The sequence below is a fragment of the Flagellimonas abyssi genome, assembly GCF_019457905.1.
Lineage (GTDB): Bacteria > Bacteroidota > Bacteroidia > Flavobacteriales > Flavobacteriaceae > Flagellimonas > Flagellimonas abyssi.
The window spans coordinates 181,698-206,137 of record NZ_JAHZSV010000008.1; the positions used below are offsets into that span (position 1 = coordinate 181,698).

The 24,440-nt window shown below is 42.1% G+C and carries 15 protein-coding genes; 9 read left to right on the top strand and 6 right to left on the bottom strand.

Annotated features, from left to right (window positions below; all coding sequences use genetic code 11):
* Positions 1–59: 59 nt before the first annotated feature.
* From porM to K1F36_RS08375, 3 genes are all read left to right on the top strand, one after another.
* Positions 60–1,631 carry a type IX secretion system motor protein PorM/GldM gene (gene porM, locus K1F36_RS08365; protein ID WP_220113413.1) on the top strand — a complete coding sequence of 524 codons (1,572 nt, stop codon included), beginning with the start codon at positions 60–62 and terminating at the stop codon, positions 1,629–1,631.
* Between the two features lie 26 nt (positions 1,632–1,657).
* The gene (porN, locus tag K1F36_RS08370; protein WP_220113414.1) at positions 1,658–2,560 is read left to right on the top strand and encodes a type IX secretion system ring subunit PorN/GldN; all 903 of its coding nucleotides are present in this window, start codon (positions 1,658–1,660) and stop codon (positions 2,558–2,560) included.
* A gap of 117 nt (positions 2,561–2,677) precedes the next feature.
* Positions 2,678–3,733: an NAD(P)/FAD-dependent oxidoreductase gene (locus K1F36_RS08375; RefSeq protein ID WP_220113415.1), complete on the top strand. Its 1,056-nt coding sequence runs from the start codon at positions 2,678–2,680 to the stop codon at positions 3,731–3,733.
* Between the two features lie 2 nt (positions 3,734–3,735).
* On the opposite strand, the gene K1F36_RS08380 is transcribed toward K1F36_RS08375, so the two are convergent.
* Entirely contained in the window at positions 3,736–4,131 is a 396-nt protein-coding gene (locus K1F36_RS08380) for a DUF983 domain-containing protein (RefSeq protein WP_220113416.1), read from the bottom strand.
* Positions 4,132–4,196: 65 nt separating this feature from the next.
* On the opposite strand from K1F36_RS08380, the gene K1F36_RS08385 reads away from it, so the two are divergent.
* The 6 genes from K1F36_RS08385 to K1F36_RS08410 all read left to right on the top strand — a co-directional run bounded on the left by K1F36_RS08385 (position 4,197) and on the right by K1F36_RS08410 (position 13,214).
* Entirely contained in the window at positions 4,197–6,110 is a 1,914-nt protein-coding gene (locus tag K1F36_RS08385; protein WP_220113417.1) for an ABC-F family ATP-binding cassette domain-containing protein, read from the top strand.
* Between the two features lie 135 nt (positions 6,111–6,245).
* Positions 6,246–7,133, top strand: a complete 888-nt coding sequence (locus tag K1F36_RS08390; RefSeq protein ID WP_220113418.1) for a leucine-rich repeat domain-containing protein — start codon at positions 6,246–6,248, stop codon at positions 7,131–7,133.
* 146 nt (positions 7,134–7,279) lie between these two features.
* Entirely contained in the window at positions 7,280–8,401 is a 1,122-nt protein-coding gene (locus tag K1F36_RS08395) for an efflux RND transporter periplasmic adaptor subunit (protein WP_220113419.1), read from the top strand.
* An 11-nt stretch (positions 8,402–8,412) separates the two neighbouring features.
* Positions 8,413–11,703 (top strand): efflux RND transporter permease subunit, encoded by a 3,291-nt coding sequence (locus K1F36_RS08400; protein WP_220113420.1) that lies wholly within the window; start codon positions 8,413–8,415, stop codon positions 11,701–11,703.
* The gene (locus tag K1F36_RS08405; protein ID WP_220113421.1) at positions 11,703–13,028 is read left to right on the top strand and encodes a TolC family protein; all 1,326 of its coding nucleotides are present in this window, start codon (positions 11,703–11,705) and stop codon (positions 13,026–13,028) included. The genes K1F36_RS08400 and K1F36_RS08405 overlap by 1 nt, the downstream gene beginning before the upstream one ends.
* A 3-nt stretch (positions 13,029–13,031) precedes the next feature.
* Positions 13,032–13,214, top strand: a complete 183-nt coding sequence (locus tag K1F36_RS08410) for a CPXCG motif-containing cysteine-rich protein (RefSeq protein WP_207035407.1) — start codon at positions 13,032–13,034, stop codon at positions 13,212–13,214.
* 120 nt (positions 13,215–13,334) lie between these two features.
* Here the strand turns inward: K1F36_RS08410 and K1F36_RS08415 are convergent, their stop codons facing one another.
* From K1F36_RS08415 to K1F36_RS08435, 5 genes are all read right to left on the bottom strand, one after another.
* Complete coding sequence (locus tag K1F36_RS08415; RefSeq protein ID WP_258538991.1) at positions 13,335–14,480, bottom strand: glycoside hydrolase family 16 protein; 1,146 nt, start codon at positions 14,478–14,480, stop codon at positions 13,335–13,337.
* A 106-nt stretch (positions 14,481–14,586) separates the two neighbouring features.
* Entirely contained in the window at positions 14,587–16,722 is a 2,136-nt protein-coding gene (locus tag K1F36_RS08420) for a carbohydrate binding domain-containing protein (RefSeq protein WP_220113422.1), read from the bottom strand.
* A gap of 37 nt (positions 16,723–16,759) precedes the next feature.
* Entirely contained in the window at positions 16,760–18,373 is a 1,614-nt protein-coding gene (locus K1F36_RS08425; protein ID WP_220113423.1) for a RagB/SusD family nutrient uptake outer membrane protein, read from the bottom strand.
* Between the two features lie 10 nt (positions 18,374–18,383).
* Positions 18,384–21,362, bottom strand: coding sequence for a SusC/RagA family TonB-linked outer membrane protein (locus K1F36_RS08430; RefSeq protein ID WP_220113424.1), 2,979 nt, complete (start codon positions 21,360–21,362; stop codon positions 18,384–18,386).
* A 275-nt stretch (positions 21,363–21,637) separates the two neighbouring features.
* Positions 21,638–24,433, bottom strand: a complete 2,796-nt coding sequence (locus K1F36_RS08435; RefSeq protein ID WP_220113425.1) for a helix-turn-helix and ligand-binding sensor domain-containing protein — start codon at positions 24,431–24,433, stop codon at positions 21,638–21,640.
* Positions 24,434–24,440 lie beyond the last annotated feature (7 nt).

The following is a 24,440-nucleotide window of genomic DNA, read 5'->3' on the forward strand; positions in this document are numbered from 1 at the left end:
AGTTTGATCAACAGAAAACAAACCAAATCAAATTAATTATTAAATCTAATTAGAAAAACATGGCAGGAGGAAAACAAACACCACGTCAGAAGATGATCAACCTTATGTACTTGATCTTCATCGCGATGTTGGCCCTTAATATGAGCAAGGAAGTACTTGCAGCTTTCGGACTTATGAACGAAAAGTTGGAAACTTCCAATACGAACATGGATTCCAATAACGCTAGTTTCTTTGCTAGCTTGGAAACCAAAGCTTCCGAAAATGCTGAAGAGTATGGAGCGCTTTACGAAGATGCTCAAAAGGTAAAAGAACTATCCGATAGCTACTACAGCTATTTGGAAGGATTGAAAAAAGAAATGACCGCAGATTTGGAGGATCCAAAAGATTATGTGGTTATGGATAAGTCCGATTACTTGGACCAAAAATTCTTTCAAGGTGACAATTTAGGCCCAGAAGGAAAAAAGTTCATGGAATACATCAACAACTACCGTGAAGGCGTGATCAATGCATTGCCGGAAGGTAAGTTCGAATCTTTGAAATCTGCAGTGAAAGCTCGCTTTGCTACAGGTGGTGAAGACGGTAAGGTTGAGAAGAGAGACGGAACCCGTCAAGATTGGATCAACTATCACTACGAAGGATTCCCATTGGTAGCTTCTTTGACCAAGATGACCCAATTGCAAGCTGACATCAAAACTACGGAGCAAGAGGTGTTGAAAACCCTTTTGGAAGGTGAGTTGACCGAAGCTGTATCGTTGACCAACTTTGCAAGTTCATTGTCCGCTCCAAAAACGGCTTACTACGCAGGTGAAAAGTATGATGGAAAAATCATTGTTAGCAAAACCGACAAGACTTCCACACCTGTAAAAGCTGAGTTGACCTTGGATGGAAGACCAATGACAGAAGGTAAAGATTACGAATTGGAAGCTGGTGGTATCAAAATGTTGATCAGTGCCGGTACTCCAGGTGATCACACAATCAAAGGAACAATGACCTTTATGCAGGATGGTGAAGAAGTTCCTGTAGAAGTGAACAATACTTTTGCTACGATTTCCATGCCCAACGCAGCGGTTATATCTGCTGATAAGATGAACGTGGTTTACCGTGGGGTAGCCAACCCAATGACGATTTCTATTCCTGGAATTCCAGATAACAAGGTGTCTGCAAATGCTCCTGGTTTGAGCAGAAGAAGTGGAAGCCAGTACGTTATGAATCCTGGAACAGGTAGGTCTGTGACCATTACAGCTTCCGGTACTTTGCCAGATGGTAAAGGCATCAGCACTAAGTCCGAGTTCCGTATCAAGGATATTCCAAGACCAAGCGGTACCGTTCGTGGTGAGTCTGGTAGCGTTAAAATGCCAAGAAACAACCTGGAAATTTCCACTGTTAGCGCTATGTTGGAAGACTTTGATTTTGACTTGAACCTTGCTGTAAGCCAGTTTAAGTTCAAAGTTCCTGGTCAACCTACTGTAGTTGTAAACGGAAACAAATTGGATGCCAGAGCCAAATCTGCACTTAAGAGAGCAGATAGAGGTGAATCTGTCCAGATATTCGATATTCAAGCTTACATCACAAACAACAAGAGCTACAAGTTGAAAAAAGTATCTCCTGTAGTGGTTGAGCTTACAAACTAAGAAGTATAAAAAGTATACAAGTGATTATGAATTGGAAAAACGCATTATTAATAGGATTGTTGGGCATATTGCCAGTATCAATCATGGCACAGGCAAACATTTTGAATGCCAAGCTGCCCGAAGATATCGGTAAGAAAACCCAAGCTCAAATAGAGCAAGATGCCGATGAGCCCTTGGAATACGGTTATGTGGATGATAGGGATATCCTTTGGTCCAAGACCGTCTGGGAAATCATCGATCTTGACGAGCGAGTTAACTTTCCATTGTATTACCCAACCGATACCATAGGTATTGGAGCGGACAGAAGGTCTTTGTACCACGTTTTGATGAAAAACATCAGAAACGGTAATCTTACCGAGGTATATGCAGACTCTTACTTTACAGAGAAGAGAAAGTTGGAGGACCTTTCGGCAACCTTGCGTAAAGTGGATACCACTGATCTTGGATATGAACAATTGAATGCTGGTGAGCAAATATCCCCTGAGTTTATCAACAGAAGGGATTTGACAGCCGCTGATATTGAGGAATTCCGAATTAAAGGAATGTGGTATTTCGATAAGCGCCAAGGTGAGCTTAAGTATCGCTTATTTGGAATTGCCCCAGTTGCTCCCGATGTAAACTTCATAGACGATGAATCTATGGGAACTGGTGAGAACAAAGTAGAGTTGTTCTGGGTATGGTATCCTGCGGCACGTCAAATTTTGCACGATGCCAAGGTGTACAACCAGCAAAACTCTGCAAGACCAATTTCTTTTGATATGTTGTTGAACGCGCGTCGATTCAATGGTGTCATCTATAAAGAAGAAAACGTTCACGAGGATCGTGAGATAAGCGATTACATTTTTGATAATGCCTTGTTCCAGCTCTTGGAAGCCCAAAGAATCAAAGAGGGCATACGAGATAGAGAGCAAGATATGTGGGCGTACTAAACGTTCATAGAATAATTCCAATTCAATACAGTAAAACGCCGCACCTAGTGCGGCGTTTTTTTGTTTTAAAGTCAAATGAAAATGCCAAGGACTCGTTCAGTTGCTTAATTTTGTGGTATGGTTGATTATTTAGTTGTAGGTCTGGGTTTGGCGGGAATCACTTTTTGTGAGGTTCTGGAGGAAAATGGAAAAACCTTTAAGGTAATCTCCGATGACTCCCAGCAAGCATCACAAGTTGCCGGGGGCTTGTACAATCCAGTTATTTTGAAGCGGTTTACCATGGCGTGGAAGGCCAAAATGCAATTGGAAGTAGCAAAACCGTTTTATCAAAAAATAGAAAAAAAAATAGGGACCAGTATCGAGTATGAGCTTCCAGTGCTTCGAAAATTCGCCTCTATTGAAGAGCAAAACCTATGGTTTGAGGTATCCGACCGTCCAGATCTGGATTATTTTCTGTCCACTAAAGTGCTCCCCAATAACAATCCCGCCATTGACGCTCCGTATGGTTTCGGAGAAGTAAAATATACAGGTAGAATTGATACTGCCGCTTTGGTGAGGTCGTACAGCAATTATCTCAAGAAACGTGATTTGCTTTTAGAAGAGTCTCTGGATTTTGATGCAATTTCAATTACAAACGAAACCGTATCGTACAACAATGAAACGGCAAAGAATCTCGTGTTCGCCTGTGGTTTTGGACTCAAACAGGACCCATACTTTGGATATCTGCCCTTGAACGGGACCAAAGGGGAATTGCTTATCATCCACGCCCCGGAATATCGAGAGAACAACGTTATAAAATCGTCCGTTTTTACCATTCCCATGGAAAATGATAGATATTTGGTCGGCGCTACCTACAAGTGGAAGGACAAGACCAATATACCCACAGAAGAATCCAAAAATGAGCTTTTGGAAAAGTTGACAACCTTTTTAAAGTGTGATTTTGAGGTTGTGGATCATGTAGCGGGTATTAGACCAACGGTTGTAGACCGTAGGCCATTGGTGGGAAGGCATCCAGAGCATAAAAACCTTTATGTGTTGAACGGTTTTGGTTCGAGAGGAGTAATGATCGGACCGTACGCTTCCAAACAACTTTTTGATTACATAGAAAAAGAATCCGAGCTCGACCCAGAAATGGATATTCAACGATTTACTAAAAAATACTACTCAAAATAGCTTTATGCGGTTTCGTGCTTTTTAACAGAGGTTGCATCATACTTCACAAAAAGATTGATCCAAATATTTCTGGAAAGTCTAATTATGACCGGCATAAAAACCACTAAAGTGCCCACAATGGCAATAAAAGTCGTGGGTAATGAAGCGTCCAGAAACAAGAATGAAATCACAAAGGCGGCTACGGCAAAAGCAATGCCGACAGCATAGCTGACATACATCGCCCCGTAAAAAAATGAAGGCTCAATCTTGTATTTTAAACCGCAATGTGAACACCTTTCGTTCATACTGAAGATTTTGGAAAGAGCATAGGGGTTGGATTTCTCATACATACTCTCTTCTTGGCACCTTGGACAGTTTCCTGTTAAAATGCTGTACATTTTGGTTCCTTTTTTTAACATTTGCACGGCTTTTGTACAAAAGTATACATTCGCCAATTAATGTTTTGTAATCAAGGTCACATATAATGCTAAATATTCATAATCTATCCGTAGCCTTTGGAGGGGAATATCTGTTCGAGGAAATATCTTTTCGTCTCAATGGGGGCGACAGGGTAGGGCTTATCGGAAAGAACGGTGCCGGAAAATCAACCATGCTCAAACTCTTGGCCAAGGAAATGTCCTTGGACGAAGGTGCCATAGCTACCGAAAAAAATGTCAAAATTGGGTTTCTAAAACAGGATATCGATTTTGAGGAAGGTAGAACCGTGCTGGAAGAATCCTATCAGGCATTTTCAGAGATCAAGGAGATGGAGCTGAAGTTGGACGAGATCAATACGGCTTTGGCCGAACGTACAGATTATGAAAGCGAAGGCTATCACCAATTAATGGTAGATCTTAACGATGTTACCCATCGATATGAAATATTGGGCGGTTACAACTATCAGGGAGATACGGAGAAGGTACTTCTTGGACTAGGTTTTAAGCGGGAAGATTTCAACAAGCTCACCGATACATTTTCTGGTGGTTGGCGTATGCGTATCGAACTTGCCAAATTGTTGCTCCAAAGCAATGATGTACTCCTGCTCGATGAGCCAACGAACCACTTGGATATTGAGTCCATCATCTGGCTGGAACAATTTTTAAGGAACTTTACCGGAGCAGTAGTGATCGTTTCCCACGATAAAATGTTTCTGGATAATGTGACCAACCGAACCATCGAGATTTCTTTGGGCAGGATATATGATTACAGTAAGCCCTATTCACAATTTTTGGTACATCGCAAGGAAATCAAGGAACAACAATTGAGTGCCCAGAAAAACCAGGAAAAACAAATTCAGCAGACCGAAAGGTTGATAGAAAAGTTTAGGGCCAAGTCCAGTAAGGCTTCCATGGCGCAATCCTTGATCAAGAAGCTGGATAAAATGGAGCGAATCGAAGTGGATGAAGAGGATAACAGCGTAATGAACTTGCGCTTCCCTGTTTCCATAAATCCTGGTAAAGTAATCGCTGAATTGGATGGCGTTTCAAAAAGCTACGGTTCTAAAAGAGTATTAGAGGATATTGACCTTTTGGTAGAAAGAGGGAGCAAAACAGCTTTCGTAGGCCAAAACGGACAGGGTAAGACTACTTTGGCCAAGATCATGGTCGGAGAACTTGACCATGATGGAAACCTAAAAATCGGACACAACGTGCAGCTAGGGTATTTTGCCCAGAACCAAGCTGAGTATCTGGATGGCAGCAAAACCATTTTGGATACCATGATCGATGCGGCCAACGAGAGCAATCGGAGTAAAGTAAGGGACATCCTTGGCTCATTTTTGTTCAGGGGCGATGATGTGGACAAGTATGTAAAAGTGTTGTCAGGAGGTGAAAGGAATCGCTTGGCATTGGCAAAGATGTTGTTGCAGCCCTTTAATGTGCTGGTAATGGATGAACCTACCAACCACTTGGACATAAAATCCAAGAATGTACTGAAACAAGCTTTGCAAAGTTTTGAAGGTACACTGATATTGGTATCTCACGACCGTGATTTTCTTCAGGGATTGACGGATAGGGTTTACGAATTCAAGGAAGGGGGAATCAAGGAGTATTTGGGCGATATCGATTTTTACTTGGAACAGCGTAAAATGGATGATTTCCGAAGTGTTGAAAAAGGAGATCAAAAGAAAGAGGAAAAAACTCAGGAAAAATCAAAGGAAAGTGACTACCATACTCAGAAAAAGCAAAAGTCATTGAAGAATCGACTCAGCGGAGTAGAGAAGAGGATCTCGCAATTGGAAAAGGAAATTGCGAATATTGACCACGACCTTCTTATGGATTACGATACCACCATTGCCAAACCAAACTTTTTTGACAAATACGAAGGGAAAAAGAAGGAATTGGAAGGCCTTATGGAAGATTGGGAAACCCTCTCGCATGAACTAGAAACATTGGATTAAGAGAAATCACCGCTTTCTTACAACGTTTTTTCGCAAATTCACAACATATAGCTGTTAGTTTATCGATAAAACTTGTAAGATGTTTCTCATTTTTATTATTTTGTATGTAAATTTCCTACAACTAAATAAGAAATAATGCTTCGTATTACGATTTTTCTCTTTTGTTTGATGTCCTCAGCTGGTATATCGTTGGCCAATGGACAGGTTTCCCCCAAGGAAAAATCTGCATTGGTAGACCTTTACAACAGTACCAATGGCAAGGAATGGAACTCATCTTGGGATCTAAATGCTCCTGTCAACACATGGAAAGGTGTGGAAATCAATCAGGGACATGTGATTGGGCTTACCTTATTTATGAATAATTTAAATGGTACCCTGCCCGAAAGTTTGGGCGACCTTAAGCATATTTCCACTTTAAACTTGGCCTTTAACCAAATTACAGGTGTACTTCCCAAAGATTTGGTCAAATTGGAGAAGCTCAAAACGTTGCGTTTGGAGATGAATAGGATCAAAGGAGAAATTCCTGAAGGGGTAGGGCATCTTAAACAGTTGGAAATTTTTTCCATGTTCAATAATTTTTTAACAGGAACTATACCTGAAAGCTTTGGAGAGCTTAAAAATTTGAAAGAGCTCAATTTATCCAGTAATAATCTAAAAGGAGACATACCCAAATCCATTGGTAACCTTTCAAACTTGGAGGCTTTGGGTCTTTTTGAGAACAAATTGGAGGGACAGATACCTGCGGAAATTGGGAATTTGGTCCAACTGAAAGAGCTGGTTTTATCCAACAACCAACTGGGTGGCGAGATTCCTGCCGAATTTGGACAATTGGCTAGTTTAAAAATATTGCAACTTCAAAATAATAGGTTCAATTCTTTAAATGTCCTGCATGGAATGGACTCCGACCAGTTTTTGGTTTTTGACTCCGATGATAAGACTTTGAATCCGAAATTCAATGAAATTAAAATAGACCGTACTCGAATGGCAGATACCAAATTCGAGGACGAAAACGAAAACGAGTAGTTAGTATTACTTTAGTTTGTTTGGTTTGGGGATACAGGCGTGTATCCCCTTTTTTTTGTGACAAAATTTTCGATAGATTTTATGAAATATTTAACCATTGTAAAAAATGTAGGGGATAGATTTGCACCGACTAAACCAACTAGCGCATGCGAAAGCTAATAATATCGGCTGTTCTTGGAGGTATAATTATTTTTGCCTCCCTATATTTTGCCGGCTTGATCGCCGACAGCAAAGAAAATAAAAGACCGCCATCACAAAAAATAGTTAAGACAGTCTTTGTAGATACAGTTCAGAATACCACCGTACCTATAATGGTTCCCGCAAATGGAAATCTTCAAGCCAAAAAGAGAGTCGAACTTTACTCCGAAGTACAGGGCGTTTTTAGGCCGGGAAGTAAATTGTTCCGGACTGGGCAGGAATATGCCGCTGGCCAAACACTTATCAGAATAGACGCTAGCGAGTATTATGCCACTGTACAATCAGCCAAAAGTAATCTGTACAATTTGCTTACTTCCATAATGCCGGACCTTAGACTGGATTATCCAGAGATCTACCCTAAATGGCAGCAATATCTCAACGAGTTCGATTTGGAGAAGACCACACCGGAACTTCCAAAATTGGATTCCGAAAAAGAAAAGTTTTTTATAACTGGAAGGGAAATCATCACAACATATTACAATGTCAAGAATTTGGAACAGCGTTTGTCCAAATATGCCATAACAGCCCCATTTACAGGAGTATTGACCGAGGCTTTGGTCACTGAAGGGACTTTGGTGAGATCGGGACAAAAACTAGGGGAGTTTATTGATACTGGATTATATGAATTGGGAGTATCCGTAAGCAAAACCTACGGGGATTTCTTAAGAGTGGGCCGTAAGGTAGAACTCAGTAATTTAGAAAAGACCCAGACCTACATGGGAGAGGTCACACGCGTAAATAGTAGGGTAGACCAAAATTCACAGACCATAATGGTGTACATAGAGGTCAAAGGTGATAATTTGAAAGAAGGCCAATATCTCGAGGCCAATCTCGAGGCCAAGGAAGAACCCAACGCCATTGAGATCAATAGATCACTATTATTGGAAAACAATCAAATTTTTGTGGTACGGGACTCCATTTTGGACCTAATGGATGTTAACCCTGTGTTTTTTACGGATAAGACCGTTGTGCTCAAGAATGTTCCTGACGGTGAAGTGATCGTGGCCAAACCGATTACTGGTGCCTATGCTGGTATGTTGGTGCGCACTTTTGACGAAAGTAAATCATAAAAACCCCCGCCATGAGAAATCTCATCTCGTATTTTATTAAATACCACATGGCAGTCAATGTCTTTATTTTGGCATTTTTTGTTTTTGGGGTCGTAGGGATTCTTTCCTTAAAATCATCATTTTTTCCACTCAATGAAGCTAGGAACATTACCATTACCATTGCTTATCCGGGCGCGTCTCCACAAGAAATAGAGGAGGGTATTGTCCTCAAAATTGAGGACAACCTAAAAGGACTCGAAGGAGTGGAGCGGGTAACTTCCACTTCAAGGGAGAACAGCGGTACTATCAATGTGGAGATCGAGAAGGAAAGAAATGTGGATTTCATGCTATTGGAGGTGAAAAATGCAGTGGACCGAGTACCTACTTTCCCAACCGGTATGGAACCTTTGATTGTTGCCAAGCAAGAACCTGTAAGGCCTACTATCAGTTTTGCCGTAAGCGGAAAAGATATTCCATTGGCGACACTGAAGCAAATTGCACGTCAAATAGAGAACGATTTACGCGCCATTGATGGGATATCCCAAATACAAATCGACGGCTATCCGGACGAAGAAATTGAGATTGCCGTAGATGAAAACAGTCTTTTAGCGTACAATCTATCTTTTACAGATGTGGCACAAGCCGTTTCCAATGCCAATATTTTGGTAACGGGAGGGAACATTAAGACCGTGACCGAAGAATACCTGATCAGGGCCAACAATCGTTCGTATTATGGTGATGAACTTTCCAATATTGTAATCCGGGGCGATGCTGCTGGACGTGCAGTGCGTTTAAGGGATGTTGCCGTTATTCGGGATAGATTTTCCGAAACGCCCAACGCTTCATATTTTAATGGTGAACTTGCCGTAAATGTTACCATAACAAGTACCAATACAGAAGACCTCATGGGCTCTGCTGAAAACGTCCGACAATATATCGGCGATTTCAACGAAAAATATACCAATGTACGGTTGGATGTAATCGATGACCGTTCCACCACCTTGACCCAACGGACTGAACTCTTGACCGAGAACGCCATTGTGGGGATGATTTTGGTATTGGTGTTTCTATCCCTCTTCTTGAATACAAGATTGGCATTCTGGGTAGCCTTTGGTCTTCCCATTGCATTCTTGGGAATGTTTGTTTTTGCCCCCATGTTCAATGTCACCATCAATGTACTATCCCTTTTCGGGATGATTATTGTAATCGGTATTCTGGTGGATGATGGAATCGTGATCGCAGAGAATATCTATCAACATTACGAAGATGGAAAATCACCCGTGCAAGCCGCCTTGGATGGGACCATGGAGGTGATACCACCCATTATTTCGGCTATCATCACTACCATATTGGCATTTTCCATTTTCTTGTTCCTTGATAGTAGAATTGGGGAATTCTTTAGTGAGGTTTCTGTTATAGTGATTCTCACTTTGGTAGTTTCCTTAGTAGAAGCGTTGATTATATTGCCCGCTCACTTGGCACATTCAAAAGCCTTGCACCCACAAAGTGATAAACCCAAAACAGGCATTGCCAAGGTATTTGCCGAGCTACGCGTCATCAATAAGATTGGTGACCGGATAATGAACTATATGCGTGATAAGTGGTACAGCCCGGCCCTCCATTTTATGCTGAACTACAAGTTTTTGACCTTTGCCCTTTTCTTTATGGCTTTGGTCTTAACGCTGGGCTCCATTGGAGGAGGAATTATCCGAACTGCATTTTTTCCAAGAATTGCCAGTGATCAGGTCTCCATAGACCTGACTATGCCCAACGGCACCAATGAAAAGGTTACCGATTCCATTATCAGTCTTATTCAAGAAAAGGCACATATCGTAAACCAAGAATTGACAGATGAATATTTGCAGGGCATGGACAAAATGCTCTTTGTGAATATGATAAAAAACCTTGGCCCCGGTTCATCCACGGCAACATTGGAAATCAACCTCCTGCCCGGAGAGGAAAGGCCGGATGGGATACGTGCCGATATGGTGACCACAAGACTTCGTGAGCTCGTAGGCCCGGTAATTGGAGTGGAAAGCTTGATTTATGGTTCAGGAGGTAACTTTGGAGGAAATCCTGTATCAGTTTCCTTGTTGGGTAACAATATAGAAGAGCTAAAGGCGGCCAAAATGGAGCTTAAACAAGCTATGGAAGCCAATTCCAATCTAAAGGACGTAACGGACAATGACCCGGCCGGAATCAAAGAGATACGATTGCAGCTTAAGGAAAATGCATATTCGCTCGGGTTAGACCTTCGTACGGTAATGAACCAGGTTCGTGGCGGATTCTTCGGCGCACAGGCGCAGCGTTTCCAAAGAGGACAGGATGAAATAAGGGTTTGGGTACGATATGATAGGGAGAACAGATCATCAATTTCCGATTTGGACGAGATGCGAATCTTGGCCCCAAGCGGTGACCGGATTCCATTAAAGGAAATAGCTACGTATACCATTGAAAGAGGAGATGTGGCCATCAACCATTTGGAAGGTAGAAGGGAAATTCAGGTGTCTTCCGATTTAACGGATCCCGAGACCACCAGTGGAACAGATGCCATGTTGTGGATACGTAACGAGGTATTGCCCGATATTCTGGCAAAATATCCAACCATAAGCCCATCTTATGAAGGACAGAACAGGGAGGCCAACAAACTAATTGGTTCACTTGGATTTGTGGGTCCAATTGTATTGTTCCTCATTTTTATAACCATAGCCTTCACCTTTAGAAGTATTAGTCAACCTTTATTGTTGATTTTTATGGTGCCCTTCAGTTTAACAGCGGTGGCATGGGGACATTGGTTGCACGGTTTCCCGATCAATATTCTTTCCATGTTGGGAATTATCGCACTGATAGGTATTATGGTAAACGATGGATTGGTGCTCATTGGCAAGTTCAACATCAATCTAAGAAATGGAATGAAGTTCGATGATGCCATTTATGAAGCTGGTCGTTCACGTTTTAGGGCCATCTTCTTGACATCGGTAACCACTATTGCCGGTTTAGCACCCTTACTTTTGGAAAAGAGCCGCCAAGCACAGTTCTTAAAGCCAATGGCCATTTCCATTGCCTATGGAATTGCCTTTGCCACTATTTTAACGTTGCTCATGCTACCATTGCTACTTTCCTTTGGAAACAATGTCAAAGTGCTGACAAAACGCTTATGGACAGGCGAAGAGGTTACACCAGAGGAAGTAGAACGAGCCATTCGCGAACAGCATGAAGAAGAAGAGATGTACTCAAATAGTGTAAGCCTGAACGGAAGTGACAACAGCAATATGCCGCAAAACGGAGAAGAAACCCCAAACGTTGCAGAAGAGACCAGATAATGAAAAGCTTTTTTTATAGACTACCCCTAATTTTGATATTTCTTGGCCTTTCCGCAAGTGCGCAAGATGAGGTGCTTACCAAGCAGGAGGCGATCAACCTTATTTTGGAAAACAATTTGGATATCAAGGTCGCTAGAAATACCAGGTTAATTGATGAGAACAACGCAGATATTCTAAATTCGGGCTACTTGCCTTCGGTTACGGGGAATGCCAGCGGTAGTATAGACAAGCAAAATTCGGAAGGGGTTTTGGCCAACGGGGATACCAGGACAGCTCAAGGGGCGGAGACCCGAAGGTACAGCGCTGCTGTGAATGTGAATTATACGTTGTTCGATGGCTTGGGGAGGTACTACAATTATAAGAGCTTTCAGGAACGCTCGGAACAATCCGAATTGGAGGTCAGACAGACCATTGAAAATACTATTTTACAATTGTTCACCGTGTATTACGAAGCGGCCCGCCTTACCGAGAATACGGCTACTTTGGAACAGGCCTTGGAGATTTCCAAGGATAGGCTCAAAAGGGCACAGTACCAATTTGAGTTTGGACAGAATACCGGTCTGGATGTGTTGAATGCCGAAGTGGATATCAATACGGATAGCATCAATTTATTGAATTCCAAACAGCAGCTTCGAAATACAATGAGGGACTTGAACCTTATTCTTAACCGAGACCTATCGGCTAAGTTTGCTGCGGATACTACTGTGACTTTTGTTCCTGGGCTTCAAATGGAAAATATGTACAATGAGGCCCAAATGAACAATGTTAGGCTTCAAATTGTGGAAAAGGACATAAATATGGGTCTCAACGACGTCAGAATAGCCAAAAGTGGCTACTTGCCCACCATTGGACTTACCGGAACGTATGGTTGGAACGAGTCCAGCAATAACAGTCCGTTGGCCTTTGCCTTGCAAAACACCTCGACAGGGGTAACGGGAACCGTGAACCTTACCTGGAATTTGTTTGATGGAGGAACTACCATCACTGGGATAAAAAATGCCAAAATTGCCTACCAGAATCAAGAGATTGCAAAAAAACAGATCCAGTTGGAGGTAGAAAGGGATATCCGAAATGCATGGGACAGTTATACCAATGCGCTTTATGTTTTACAGGTCCAGGAGAAAAACTTGCAGACCAACCAGAACAACTTCAACCGTACCGATGAAAGATATAAACTTGGTCAGGTAACTTCCATAGAGTTCCGACAGGCCCAGTTGAATTTATTGAATGCCGAGTTGGCCAAGAGCCAAGCCAAATACAACGCAAAATTGGCAGAACTTCAAATGCTTCAAGTTAGTGGTCAACTGCTCAATATTGATTTTTAGGCCATGTACGAGCATTTTTTTCAATGTCCATATTGTTGGGAAGAAATTTCCTTTTTGTTGGATAGCTCTGTGCCGCAACAGACCTATGTAGAGGATTGCGAAGTATGTTGCAATCCCATCGAGGCCACTGCAAGGTTCAGTAATCAAGAGCTGGTCTCTTTTGAGGCAAAGGAACTTGGTCAATAAAAAAAGCCGAAGTCTAAACTCCGGCTTTTGGTTGGTTGGAATAAGTTAATAGTTTTTACTTTTCCAAAATCTTGAAATAACAATGCTCAGCAATCTAACCCCTTTGCACTGGAATTGTGTTTACTGATATATTCTTACATAGTCAATTTCAAAGATGTCTTCGGTGAAATTCGCAGGTACATCACCACCCAAATTTCCACCTATTGCAATATTCAGCAACAAATAATGTTCGTGGTTAAATGGTTTGTTACTACCATTCTGAAATTCATATACCAAGTTATCGTCCACATAGGTTTTAATACTTTCGCTGTCCCACTCCATGGAGTATATATGAAACTCTGAATCTGCATTTTCTACGGCTATTTCACCTCCTTCATCGCTGTACACCTCTGTGTTTAAATCTCCCCAATGATAATGTGAAATGGTACTGTTTTTATCCCATCCGGTTTGTTCCATAATGTCGATTTCCCCGCAAAGAGGCCACCCTACATTGCCGTATTGATCTCCAAAATAGTTTCCGGTTTCATTCGAGTTTGCACCTAACGTCCAAATGGCCGGCCATGTACCCGCCGTTTTAGGAAGTTTGGCCCGGACCTCTATGCGTCCGTAAGTAAAAGCGAACTTGGCGTTCAATCTGGCCGAGGTATATTCTTTTGTACTTCCGTTATATGAATACTGCTCTTTGATGGCCTTTATTTTTAAGGTTCCATCGTTCACATAGGAATTGTCCTCCCTATCGGTATAGTGCTGTAATTCGTCATTGTGCCAGCTACCGTTGTTCGGGGGGATTATCTGATGATGCCACTTTTGGTCATCCGGTCTGCCTTCGTTTTCAAATTCATCGGAGAAGACCAATTTGGCAAAAGCCTCATCGGACCTGTAAATATCTACGCTGTAACTTTCGTTTACGAACGCGCCGGACCCGGAGTAGGCCCATACGGTAATATTGTGGGTGTTTGTTCCATCTTGAAGGAAGGTATGTTCAATATTTCCAGATTCGCTGTCAATTTGGTCCCCTGTTCCAAAACGGAACGCATACCTGACCGCATTATTGGCGGAAGCGGTTATCTGCACCGTTCCTGAACCATCCCCATTAGGATTGTTGTCGTTTGACCCAACAACAGAAATGTCCACGCTGAGGTTAGTAGGAATATCGTTGGAGTCTGAATCCCCCGAACTACAAGAAATTGTCAGTAGGAGGGACAGTATGGAAATATTGAAAATGCTCATTTTTACTATTTGGTGAATGTACAATTTGTTTTTCATAGAAAACCTTAGTTGGATTTTGCTCCTTTCTTTTTGGGAAAGGAGCTCATCCGTTTGCTTAATTAACTAACTCAAATCAATTTATGATCTGTTTTTCATTATATGATTAGTGGAAATAGATATTGTCTAAGAAAATAGTTCCATTTCCATCAAATTTCAATTGAATTACATCGGTTAAATCAACTACACCGGAGAACTCTGTCAAAGGAATGTCTACACTTACCCATTCTCCTGCAGTTACCTCGAATGCATATGGAGTTTCTACGGGTCCTGTACTTATCAAAGATAAATTAAGGGCTGATGAATCCGGCGTCCAATAATCTACGTGGATCATCGTCATACCAGAAACATCCAGTGAAGATGAGAATTGTGTTCCCTGATAGTTGAGACCTGCATACTTTAAGGTATTGTTCCCATCTATGTCTTCTTGTGTAACCACGGTTGCCTGCCCCCAATTAGGATTAAATTCGGTATCGGCAACATCGGTATAGGTATCGCTGAATATAGATAATACATCGGCCTGTGCCAAGGTTGGGGTCGGTGCCCCAGCTACAGGCTCTGTGGGAGGTGGTGAAAAGAAATAAATGTTATCTAAAAAGATGGTTCCATTTCCATCCAATTTCAATTGGATTACGTCTGATAAATCAACTGTACCGGAGAACTCTGTCAAAGGAATATCCACACTTACCCACTGACCAGTGGTCACGTTAATTGGATAAGGTATTTCAACAGGACCTGTGCTAACCAAAGATAGGTTAAGGTCGGAAGAATCAGGCGTCCAATAATCCAAATGAATCGTCGTCATTCCAGAAACATCCAATGCATTTTCGAATTGAGTTCCCTGATAGTTCAGGCCGTCATATTTCAAAGTGTTGTTGCCAGCTATGTCTTCTTGTGTAACTACCGTAGCTTGTCCCCAATTTGGATTGAAATCTGTACCGGAAACATCAGTATATGTGTCACTGAATACGGAAATCACAAAATTATCAGGGACTGTAGGTGTTGGGGCTCCCGATAAAGGGGTGTCGGATACTCCAGCTTCATTATAAAAGAAAACATTGTCCACGAAAACTGTATTTGCTCCTGAGGGTGTACTGATAAATAGCAATTGTGCAATATGCTCCTTAGTTGTAAGTCCAGTAAAATCAGATAATGGAATATCCAAGGTCACCCATTCTTGTTGTGTGGGTGCTTCAAATACAATTTCATGCTCAACATCATCGCCACCATCGTAGGCTCCATCAGCACCAAAATCTACTAATTTTATTCTGAATTCGGTAGCATCACCGGTCCAGATATCGGTTCTAAAATGTGTCATGCCGGTAGCATCGATTGGATTGGATGTTGCTTCAATTCCAGCAACGTTGAGTTCACTGTACTTTTTAACCGCATTCCCATCAATTTCGATGTCCTCCAATGTTGCGTTGGACCAATCGGTTCTCCATGTGTCCACGGTAACGTTGGTGTACACATCGCTAAACAATGAAATTACCTCTGTTGGGTCTATGTTTGGGTCGGGTGCGGGAGCGGTAGGTTCACCAGTTTCAACTGGCTCTTCCACTTCGCCACCTTCGCTCATCACGATGTCATCAAAGTAATGAATGGATTCTGCGTCCTTCTCTCCGTTGAAATTGAAGAACAAAACCAATCTGTCATACTTATCGGAATCACTTGGAGAAAAAACAAATGAGAGTTCTTCCCATTCATTGGCTACGGTTGTGGTCGCCTGTACCTCTTTGTTAATAGTGTTGTCCGTGCTATCCTCAAATTTCAAAAGAACTACTTCGTCCGCAGCTGGCGCATAGACTTTTATTTTGACGGTTTGCATTTCGTTAAAATCCACTTTACTTGCCAAGTCAAAAAGGAAGCCTGCCCATGGCTCCACACTTGGGGTCTGTGTATATGCTACAACGGTTTCCGAAGTGTTTATTCCGGAAGGGTCTGGATTTTCTACGTATTCCAAGTTAAAAGAACCATCAATTTCTCCAAAAAACTCTACTTCGGGTCCCCCACACTCAAAATCGATTCCTTCGGACAATTCAGGAACGATAGTGGAGAACACACAGTCTTCACCAGGTTCGGGCTCTGGTTCCGGTGTTGGTGGTACATAGGCGGAAGGAGGCGGAATATCGTCCTCCGTTTCGCAAGAAATAATGGTTCCCAATATACCCAAAGCCATTAATAGGGCCATTATGGGCAATTTTGAACGGGATATGTTCTTGTTGTTATTATGCTTTTTCATCTTTCAATGTTATAAGTTAATTCTAGTTTGTGCCGGTTTAGTTATACCCATCGTTTTGTGGATAGTTGGGTCCTAAAAGGTCCATTTGTTGCTGTGGAATGGGCCAATTTTGCATGTACTCCCTAAGAATATCTTTTGGATTTCCTTCGGGATAGGATTCGTTCATGTTGTCGTTGTTCATATGGTCCAAAAGGTAATCGTACAACAATCCGGTACGTTTTAGGGTAAACCAACGTTGACCTTCAAAAGCAAGTTCGCGGGCCCTTTCTTCCAATATGGTTTCCAGGTCAATGCTGTTCACTGGGGCGGTATTTGCCCTAGTTCGTATGGCATTAAGATATTCCAAAGCCTTGGCTGAATTGTTCAGCATCATATGGGCCTCGGCACCGATTAAATAGGTCTCTGCCAAACGATAGATCATAATGTTCTTAAAGTGATTTCTATCGGTGGGTTCTACGGTCTCATCAAGGAACTTGATAATCCCAGGGTTTTGCCTTCTGTAGTAAAGCATAAACTCGTTTTGATCATCTTCGCTGTTTTCGTATAGGTCCAATGGGTCGCCTATTTCGCTTCCAGCTGGCACTGCGGTCTCATCGTTGTAGAGATATTCGAAAATATAGTAGGTGCCATTTTTTCTGGTATCGTTGGGATCTTCGTTGAGCAGGTCGATGGTGTATTGGTTCAAGGAAATAAATCCAGCTCCGGCGCCACCATTTTCCACGGACTGAATCAAACCTGGGGCATCTGCATAGGAAGATACCATGTTCCAGTTCATGATATGGGGATTTCCGCCACCGATAGTTTGTCTTTCAAAGTTGATGGCGAACAGTGTCTCGGAATGATTGAGTTCTTCGGCAAAAACTTCCGCCGTGGTCTCGGTCAAACTATGACTGCCACTTGTGATGATGGCATCAGTCTGAGCGGCCGCTTCGGTCCAGTCGTTTTCCCACATGGCCACTTTGGCTCTCAGGTGTCTTGCGGCACCTTGTGCCCAACGTCCAAATTGAGGGGTAGCGTAATCCAAGTTTGCTATGGCGAAGTCCAAATCGGAACGCAAAAGTGCAAAGATTTCTTCTTCGGAAGATTTGTCCTGTGGTACATCAAATGCATTCTCGGGCGTAGTGGGCTCCGTAGTGATAAAGATGTTGTTGAACAGACGGTACAAAGTGAAGTAGGCATGGGCGCGCATACATTTGGCCTCTGCAAGAATCTGATTTCTTCTACTTTCCTCGATATCCTCTAAATTTTCCGCGCCTTGAATCACGGCATTGGCCCGGTCAACTATTTTATAGTAGTTCACCCAATAGGCATTAATGCCCGAGGTGGTACCGTAATCACCCAAACTGGCTCCCCACAGCAAACGGCTATAAAGGGAAACCTCTCCGGTGATGCCTACGCCCAAATCGCTTTTAGCTTGCGGAATTAGGGGATAGGTCCCATTCAAGCTTAAATCTTGGTAAAGGTTCCTGTTAAGTGTGTACAGGCCTACAACGGCATTTTCCAAGCCCTCTGGTGTGGAGTATAGGAAGTCGACCGAGGTATCGGACAACAGTTCGTCCTCCAATTCTTTTTCGCATGATGCGAATGTGGCAACGGCAAGCAGTATTGCCAATGCCCTTTTTGATGCTATGTATTGAAATATATTTTTCATGACAGTTTTTTTAGAATCCTAATTTTACACCTAGGGTTATGTTTCTGGTCTCGGGGAAAGCAGAGCCATTTTGATCATTGTTTAAAGGCGTCTGTTCCGGGCTGTACGACTTAAAATCGGTAAAGGTGAACAGGTTGGTTCCGGTTAAGTATACTTTGGCACTTTGTAATCCAATTTTGGAGAACGTATCCCTGGGAATGTTGTAGCCCAATGTAAGCGTACGTAATCTCACGTAGGATGCATCCCTTACAGCAAAAGGGAACAGGTGCAAGTGCGTATCCGGTTTTGGCCTTGGGTATTCGGTGGATGGAAATTCCGGTGTGTAATATTTAGTCCTGATACCGTTTATGGCACCCTTCCAAAGCTCTCCGTTGGCAAGAACAGGATTTAACCTTGTTGCGTTTTGCACAATGTAGATATCGGCAAACAGATCAAAGTTCTTGTAGGTAATGGTGTTGGTAATGGAGCCGTACCAATCCGGGTCCGTGTTTGTGAACACGTTATCGCGATTGTCTATTTGTCCATTGCCGTCCTGATCCACCACACGAACATCACCTGGCTGGGCCAATGGGTTTCCAGAACCGGCAATATCATCGCCTTCTTGATAAATGCCATCATATTTTGGCAACCAGATATTGTTGATGGACTGTCCAACGGACAAACGTCTTCCTGAATTTGCATCGGTGATATCGATAGGGTTTCCTTCGTCATCAAGTTCTCCTGTAAGAGATATAACTTCGTTTCTGTTTCTGGAGAAAACAAGTCCCAAAGACCAACTAAAATCTTCTTTTCGGATAATGTTAGAGGTCAAAGACGCTTCGATACCTTGGTTTTGAATCTCACCTGAATTGAATCGAATCACATTAAAACCTGTGGTTCCAGCAATAGCCCTGTCCAATAACAAGTCGGTAGTATTGGCTTTGTAATATTCAAAAGTTCCTTGGAAAAGGTTATTGAACAACCTAAAGTCGACACCAGCGTTCAACGTGGTCGTGGTCTCCCATTTAAGGTCAGGGTTGGGCAATCGGGATGATGCGGTGGCACCTGCCACGGTTTCATCACCAAACACATAAGGTAGATCGTCGGCAACCCCTAAAGATTCCAAGGGGTTGATACCTTGATTACCTGTGGCACCATAACTTACCCTAAACTTCATTTCGTTAATGGCATCGATATCTTGCATAAAGGGTTCCATATGCATTTTCCATGCTGCGGATACGGCAGGGAAGAAGCCCCATTTGTTATTCTCGGCAAATACCGAGGCACCATCCGCACGTGCGGTCGCTTCCAGAAGGTATCTGTCCAAATAACCATATCTAACCCTTCCCAAGAAAGAAAGTAGCCTACGTTGTGAAACATCTCTTACGTTGTTCAGCAATTCGGTAGCGTTGCCATTAAATCCGAGGGCATCGTTGGTGAATCCGGATTTATCCAATTGCGTATACTCGGTACGGCGTTCATCGAAGGCCTGTACGGCTGTCAAATCAAGACTATGCTTGTCATTGATTTGAGGGGTATAGTTTAGGATGTTTTCCACAAGCACCTGTTTGAACAAGGTGTTGGACAACACTCCCAATCCATCGATGCCTTCGTCACCCGCGGAGTGCAGTGATGAACGGTAAACGCCTTGGTTGGTGTTCCGGTTCCTTAAGAAAGTTTTCAATGTATAGCTTAGGTTGGGTGCTATGTCATAGATAAGGCTCAAGTTGACATCCGTAAGGTTGATTTTGGTCTCATCTACAGATTCTCTCTGGTCCCACAAGGGGTTTACAGATGTGTTCGATGGGCCCAGATAGAACTTCTGTAGCTCACCATCCGCAGTATAGGGCTGCGCAAGTGGTGTTATTGTGGTAAAATTTATTCCTCCTGTTTCACGGTCTTGCTTTGCGTTCTGATAGTTGATGATTCCTAGGAAAGTCAATTTATCAGATATTTTTTGTTCTAAGTTTAGTTTGAATGTGCCTCTGTCAAAACCTGAATTTGGAATAATACCTTCTTGTGAAAAATAGTTGACGCTGGAAAAAACCTTGGTCTTTTCGCTACCTGCGGAGAAGCTTAGAGCATGGCTCTGGATAACAGCGTCCCTAAGTACCAAATCTTCCCAATCTACAAAGTTTTGGTTCTCAATGGCCTCTAGTTCAAAAGGTGTAAATATGTTCTCATCACTCAAATAATCGCCAGTGAACCTATTTCTATTGGCCTCTCTTCTTAGGTCTATAAATTGTGAACCAGTGTATTGGTTAAAGTTTTTGGTCAATGTTTGAACGGTGGTATAACCGTGATAGTTTACAGTAGCTTTCCCTACTTTACCTCTTTTGGTCGTTACCAAGATAACCCCGTTGGATGCCCTTGAACCATAAATGGCGGTTGAGGAGGCATCTTTTAGAATCTCAATGTTGGCAATATCGTCGGGTGCCACATCATTAAGGTTGTCAAAGGGAAGTCCATCCACAATAATCAAAGGGGAATTTCCTCCGGGTGCAACAGATACGTTACCCCTAATTACGATATTGGAATTACCTCCAGGTCGTGCATCCCCGAGGTTTACCTGAACACCAGCGGCTCTACCCCGAAGCATTTCCGATACGTTGGTAGTGGGTACGTTGGTGGCTTCTTCCACTTCAACGCTGGTCACGGACCCGATAACGTTACTTTTCTTTTGGGTACCGTACCCTACAACAACCACTTCGTCCAAGGCTTGTGTGTCCTCGATCAATGTAATGTTGATTTCAGTTTGTGTGCCAACGGGCACTTCTTGGGATACAAACCCAATGTAGCTGAACACTAGGGTGTCATCATTGGAAACATCGTCAATGGTGAATTCACCATCGAAATCGGTAACAACCCCATTGGTCGTTCCTTTTACAAGTACGTTTACACCGGGCATGGGTCCCATGTTGTCGGATACTGTACCTGTTACAGTTTTAGTTTGTGAATATCCATAGGCAGTGCATAAAAGCACAATCCATGTTAAGATTCCATATCTCATTTTCGAGTAAATTTAGTTTGGACATAAAAGTAGGTGGCTTAACGTCTTCTTAACAAAGGAGCTACCTCTATAAAAAACCTACATCGGTAATTTTATTGGGTTAAAATTGATGTTTTGCTATTTAAAGTCCCTGAAATATGATGATTTGAAAAAAATAGACGTATGATTATGCTATCTGACAAATCGCTGAATTTGAGGTGATTTGTCAAAATGTAGAGTTGTTGTAGGGGTAATTTTAAGAAATGTAGTGTAGTGATGTGGGAAAGTAGAGTCGCCTAAAAGTTTAAAATGTAATCTATAAGGTTATCGTGGTGCGGCAGGTCGAACTTTTTACGGAGCCTATAGCGCTTCATTTCTACACTTTTTACCGATATATTCAGCAATGGTGCAATCTCTTTGGAGGAAAGATTCAGCCTTAAATAGGCACACAATCTTAAATCGTTATTGGTTAGACTATCGTGTTTACTCTTGATTCGCTTTAAAAAGTCCTTGTCCGCATTGTTGAATGCGTCTTCAAAGAACTTCCAATCATCTTCGCTGTTTATGTTCTGGTCTATTTCCCTAATTACTGATCGAATATTCCTGTCCTTATTGGGCACCTCCTTAAGTTGAGATTTTAGGGAGGAAAGAAATTTGTTTTTCTTTACTAGGCTCATGGTAGAGATAGCGAGTTCGCGATTTTTGTTTTCAATCTCATTTTGAAGTTTCTCTGTCTGGATTTGCGCTATACGTTCTTTCTTTTCCAGTTCCCTTCGCTCAAGTTCTTTGCGGTTCTTTTTAATTAGTGATTCCTGCTTTTTCTGGTAATAATTATTGTAAAGTCTGTGCACCAAAATAAACACCGATCCAATGGTCACCATGTAAATCAAAAGTGCAAGATTTGATAGGTACCATGGGCGCAATATGGTGAAACTGTAAGAAGCGGTATTTTCACTCAGGTTACTGCCCACCATCGCCCTAACGGTAAAGGTATAATCTCCAAAGGAAAGGTTTTTGAACGTGACCTCGGTGTTTTCGGACCATTCGCTCCAACCTTCGTACAGGTTCTCCATTTTATACTGGTACCGGACTTCGGTATATTTATCAAACTCAGGGACACTGTACTCGATTCTAATATTATTGTTGACATATTCAAATGCTCCTTTGGTATCTTTTGCAGCTTTAAAATCCAGTTCTTGATAGTCTCCGAAATAAACGGAATTTATCTGCACTTCTTGTTTGGAAGGTTCTACCTTGGTCAGGTCTAAGGATACAAAACCGTTGGAACTCCCTATCAAATATTTGAAATCGGATATTTTTGAGATGTTCTCAAATCCTGAAACCCCAAAATTGGCACGAATGTCCTGGGGAATGGAAATATGGGAAGAGTTCAGTTTGTTGCTAAGGGTGCTTAGAGTAACGTATTGGAGTCCGTATTTTGTGAAAAACCAAAGCCGCTGCTCAGAGTTTTCTGGAATAATGATGCTGACCTGCGCATCATCTTGATTAAAAATTGTTTGGGTCATGGTGCTGTCCATCTCAATATTATTTTCTCCATTAATATTATAGATTCCAGCATTTGTTTTATAATAAAGTTCATCCAGAAAACTGAAGATATTAGAACTGTGACCGATACGTTCTACATTGGTTACTTGTTTGACTTCTCTGAAGCTTGGGTCGAGCTCGATAAAATACAGTCCTTTTTTTTCATGGTCCACAACTACTTGAAGGGAATCCATCTCAAAAAAACGACTTGAAATTGTGAAACCATCGATGGTATTGCGGAGTTTCCATGAACCTTCTACCTTTTCAAGAATGCTCAAACCATTATAGTTTCCCTGTAACAAAAGTTCCTCATGACCTTTTATCGGTTTTACGCCCCATGTTCCGGGGTAATCAGAGATAAGTTTTGCTTGGTTATTATCGATAATGAAGGTCCCATTGTTGTGCCCACAGAAAACAGTGGAATCCAAAAGTTGAAGGTTCCAAACCTGCCCTTCGGTTCCATCAATCAAACTAAAATTGTCTTGTGAAGCCGTCTCACGATAAAACAGACCTTGATTGGTGCCCAAATACAAGTGTCCTTCGTGGTTCAATGCGGCGTATACCAGCCCAAGGTTGCCCAATTTGTCGACGTATTCATTAAAGGGGGAGTAGAGGTTTACGGTCGCAATACCGTTGTCCAGACCAAGCCATAAGTTGTTTTCAGCATCTTCAAAAAGGGATAGAACCGTATTGTTGTTCAATCCTTTTTCCTGGTCGATGTTCCGAATGATAGTCTCACCATCCGGTGAGAGGTGATAAAAACCGTTGGATATGCTACCGAGCACAAAAGAACTATCGTTTAGTCGAATGCTGCTATATAGTTTGATGTTCAAATCATCCATGGCGGTTTCCCAGGGAGTGACATTTTCCGAATCGTATCTGTAAAACCGAGAACTTTCGGTAAGTATCAACAGATCATTTCCAACACCGTACAGCCCAACCATGGGTTCTTTCGTAAAAACAGGGTCGTTGCTAATCAATTGTGCCTCTCCATTCTGGATGGTGAACAAACCTTCTTTAGCAATTTGAAAATAAACATTGTTGTTTACCACGCCCATGTTTGCCTTGTCCGATTTTGCTTCGATCACCTTAAAGCTGCTTTCAAGGTTGTCATAGATATAGATTCTGTCCAGTGATTGGAAAAGGACCCATTGGTCCAGGACAACAATATCCCAAAATTCTTCGTCCTCGGAAATGGGGTTCTCCATTTTTTGGGATAATGAGGTATATATGAGCTCACCATTTGCTTTTTTTGTCCAAAAACCAAATTCACGGTAGGATCCTATGTAAATTTTGTCTCCAACAGCCTTTACTGATCGTATTATGGGTGAGGTGGGGAGCTTATATTGATGCCACTTGCTTCCATCAAACTCCAAAAGACTGGTATGGTTTGCTACATAAATGTTCTTTGAAGGGGATTGTGTGATTCCCCAATTCTGAAATTCCCCATTATATTCCTTTGGGGTATAATTTTTAATGGGGGGAAGCTCCTGACCAACTAGCGTTGAAGAAAATACAAATAATAAAAAAGCGATTAGGAGTCTCAAAGGGAAC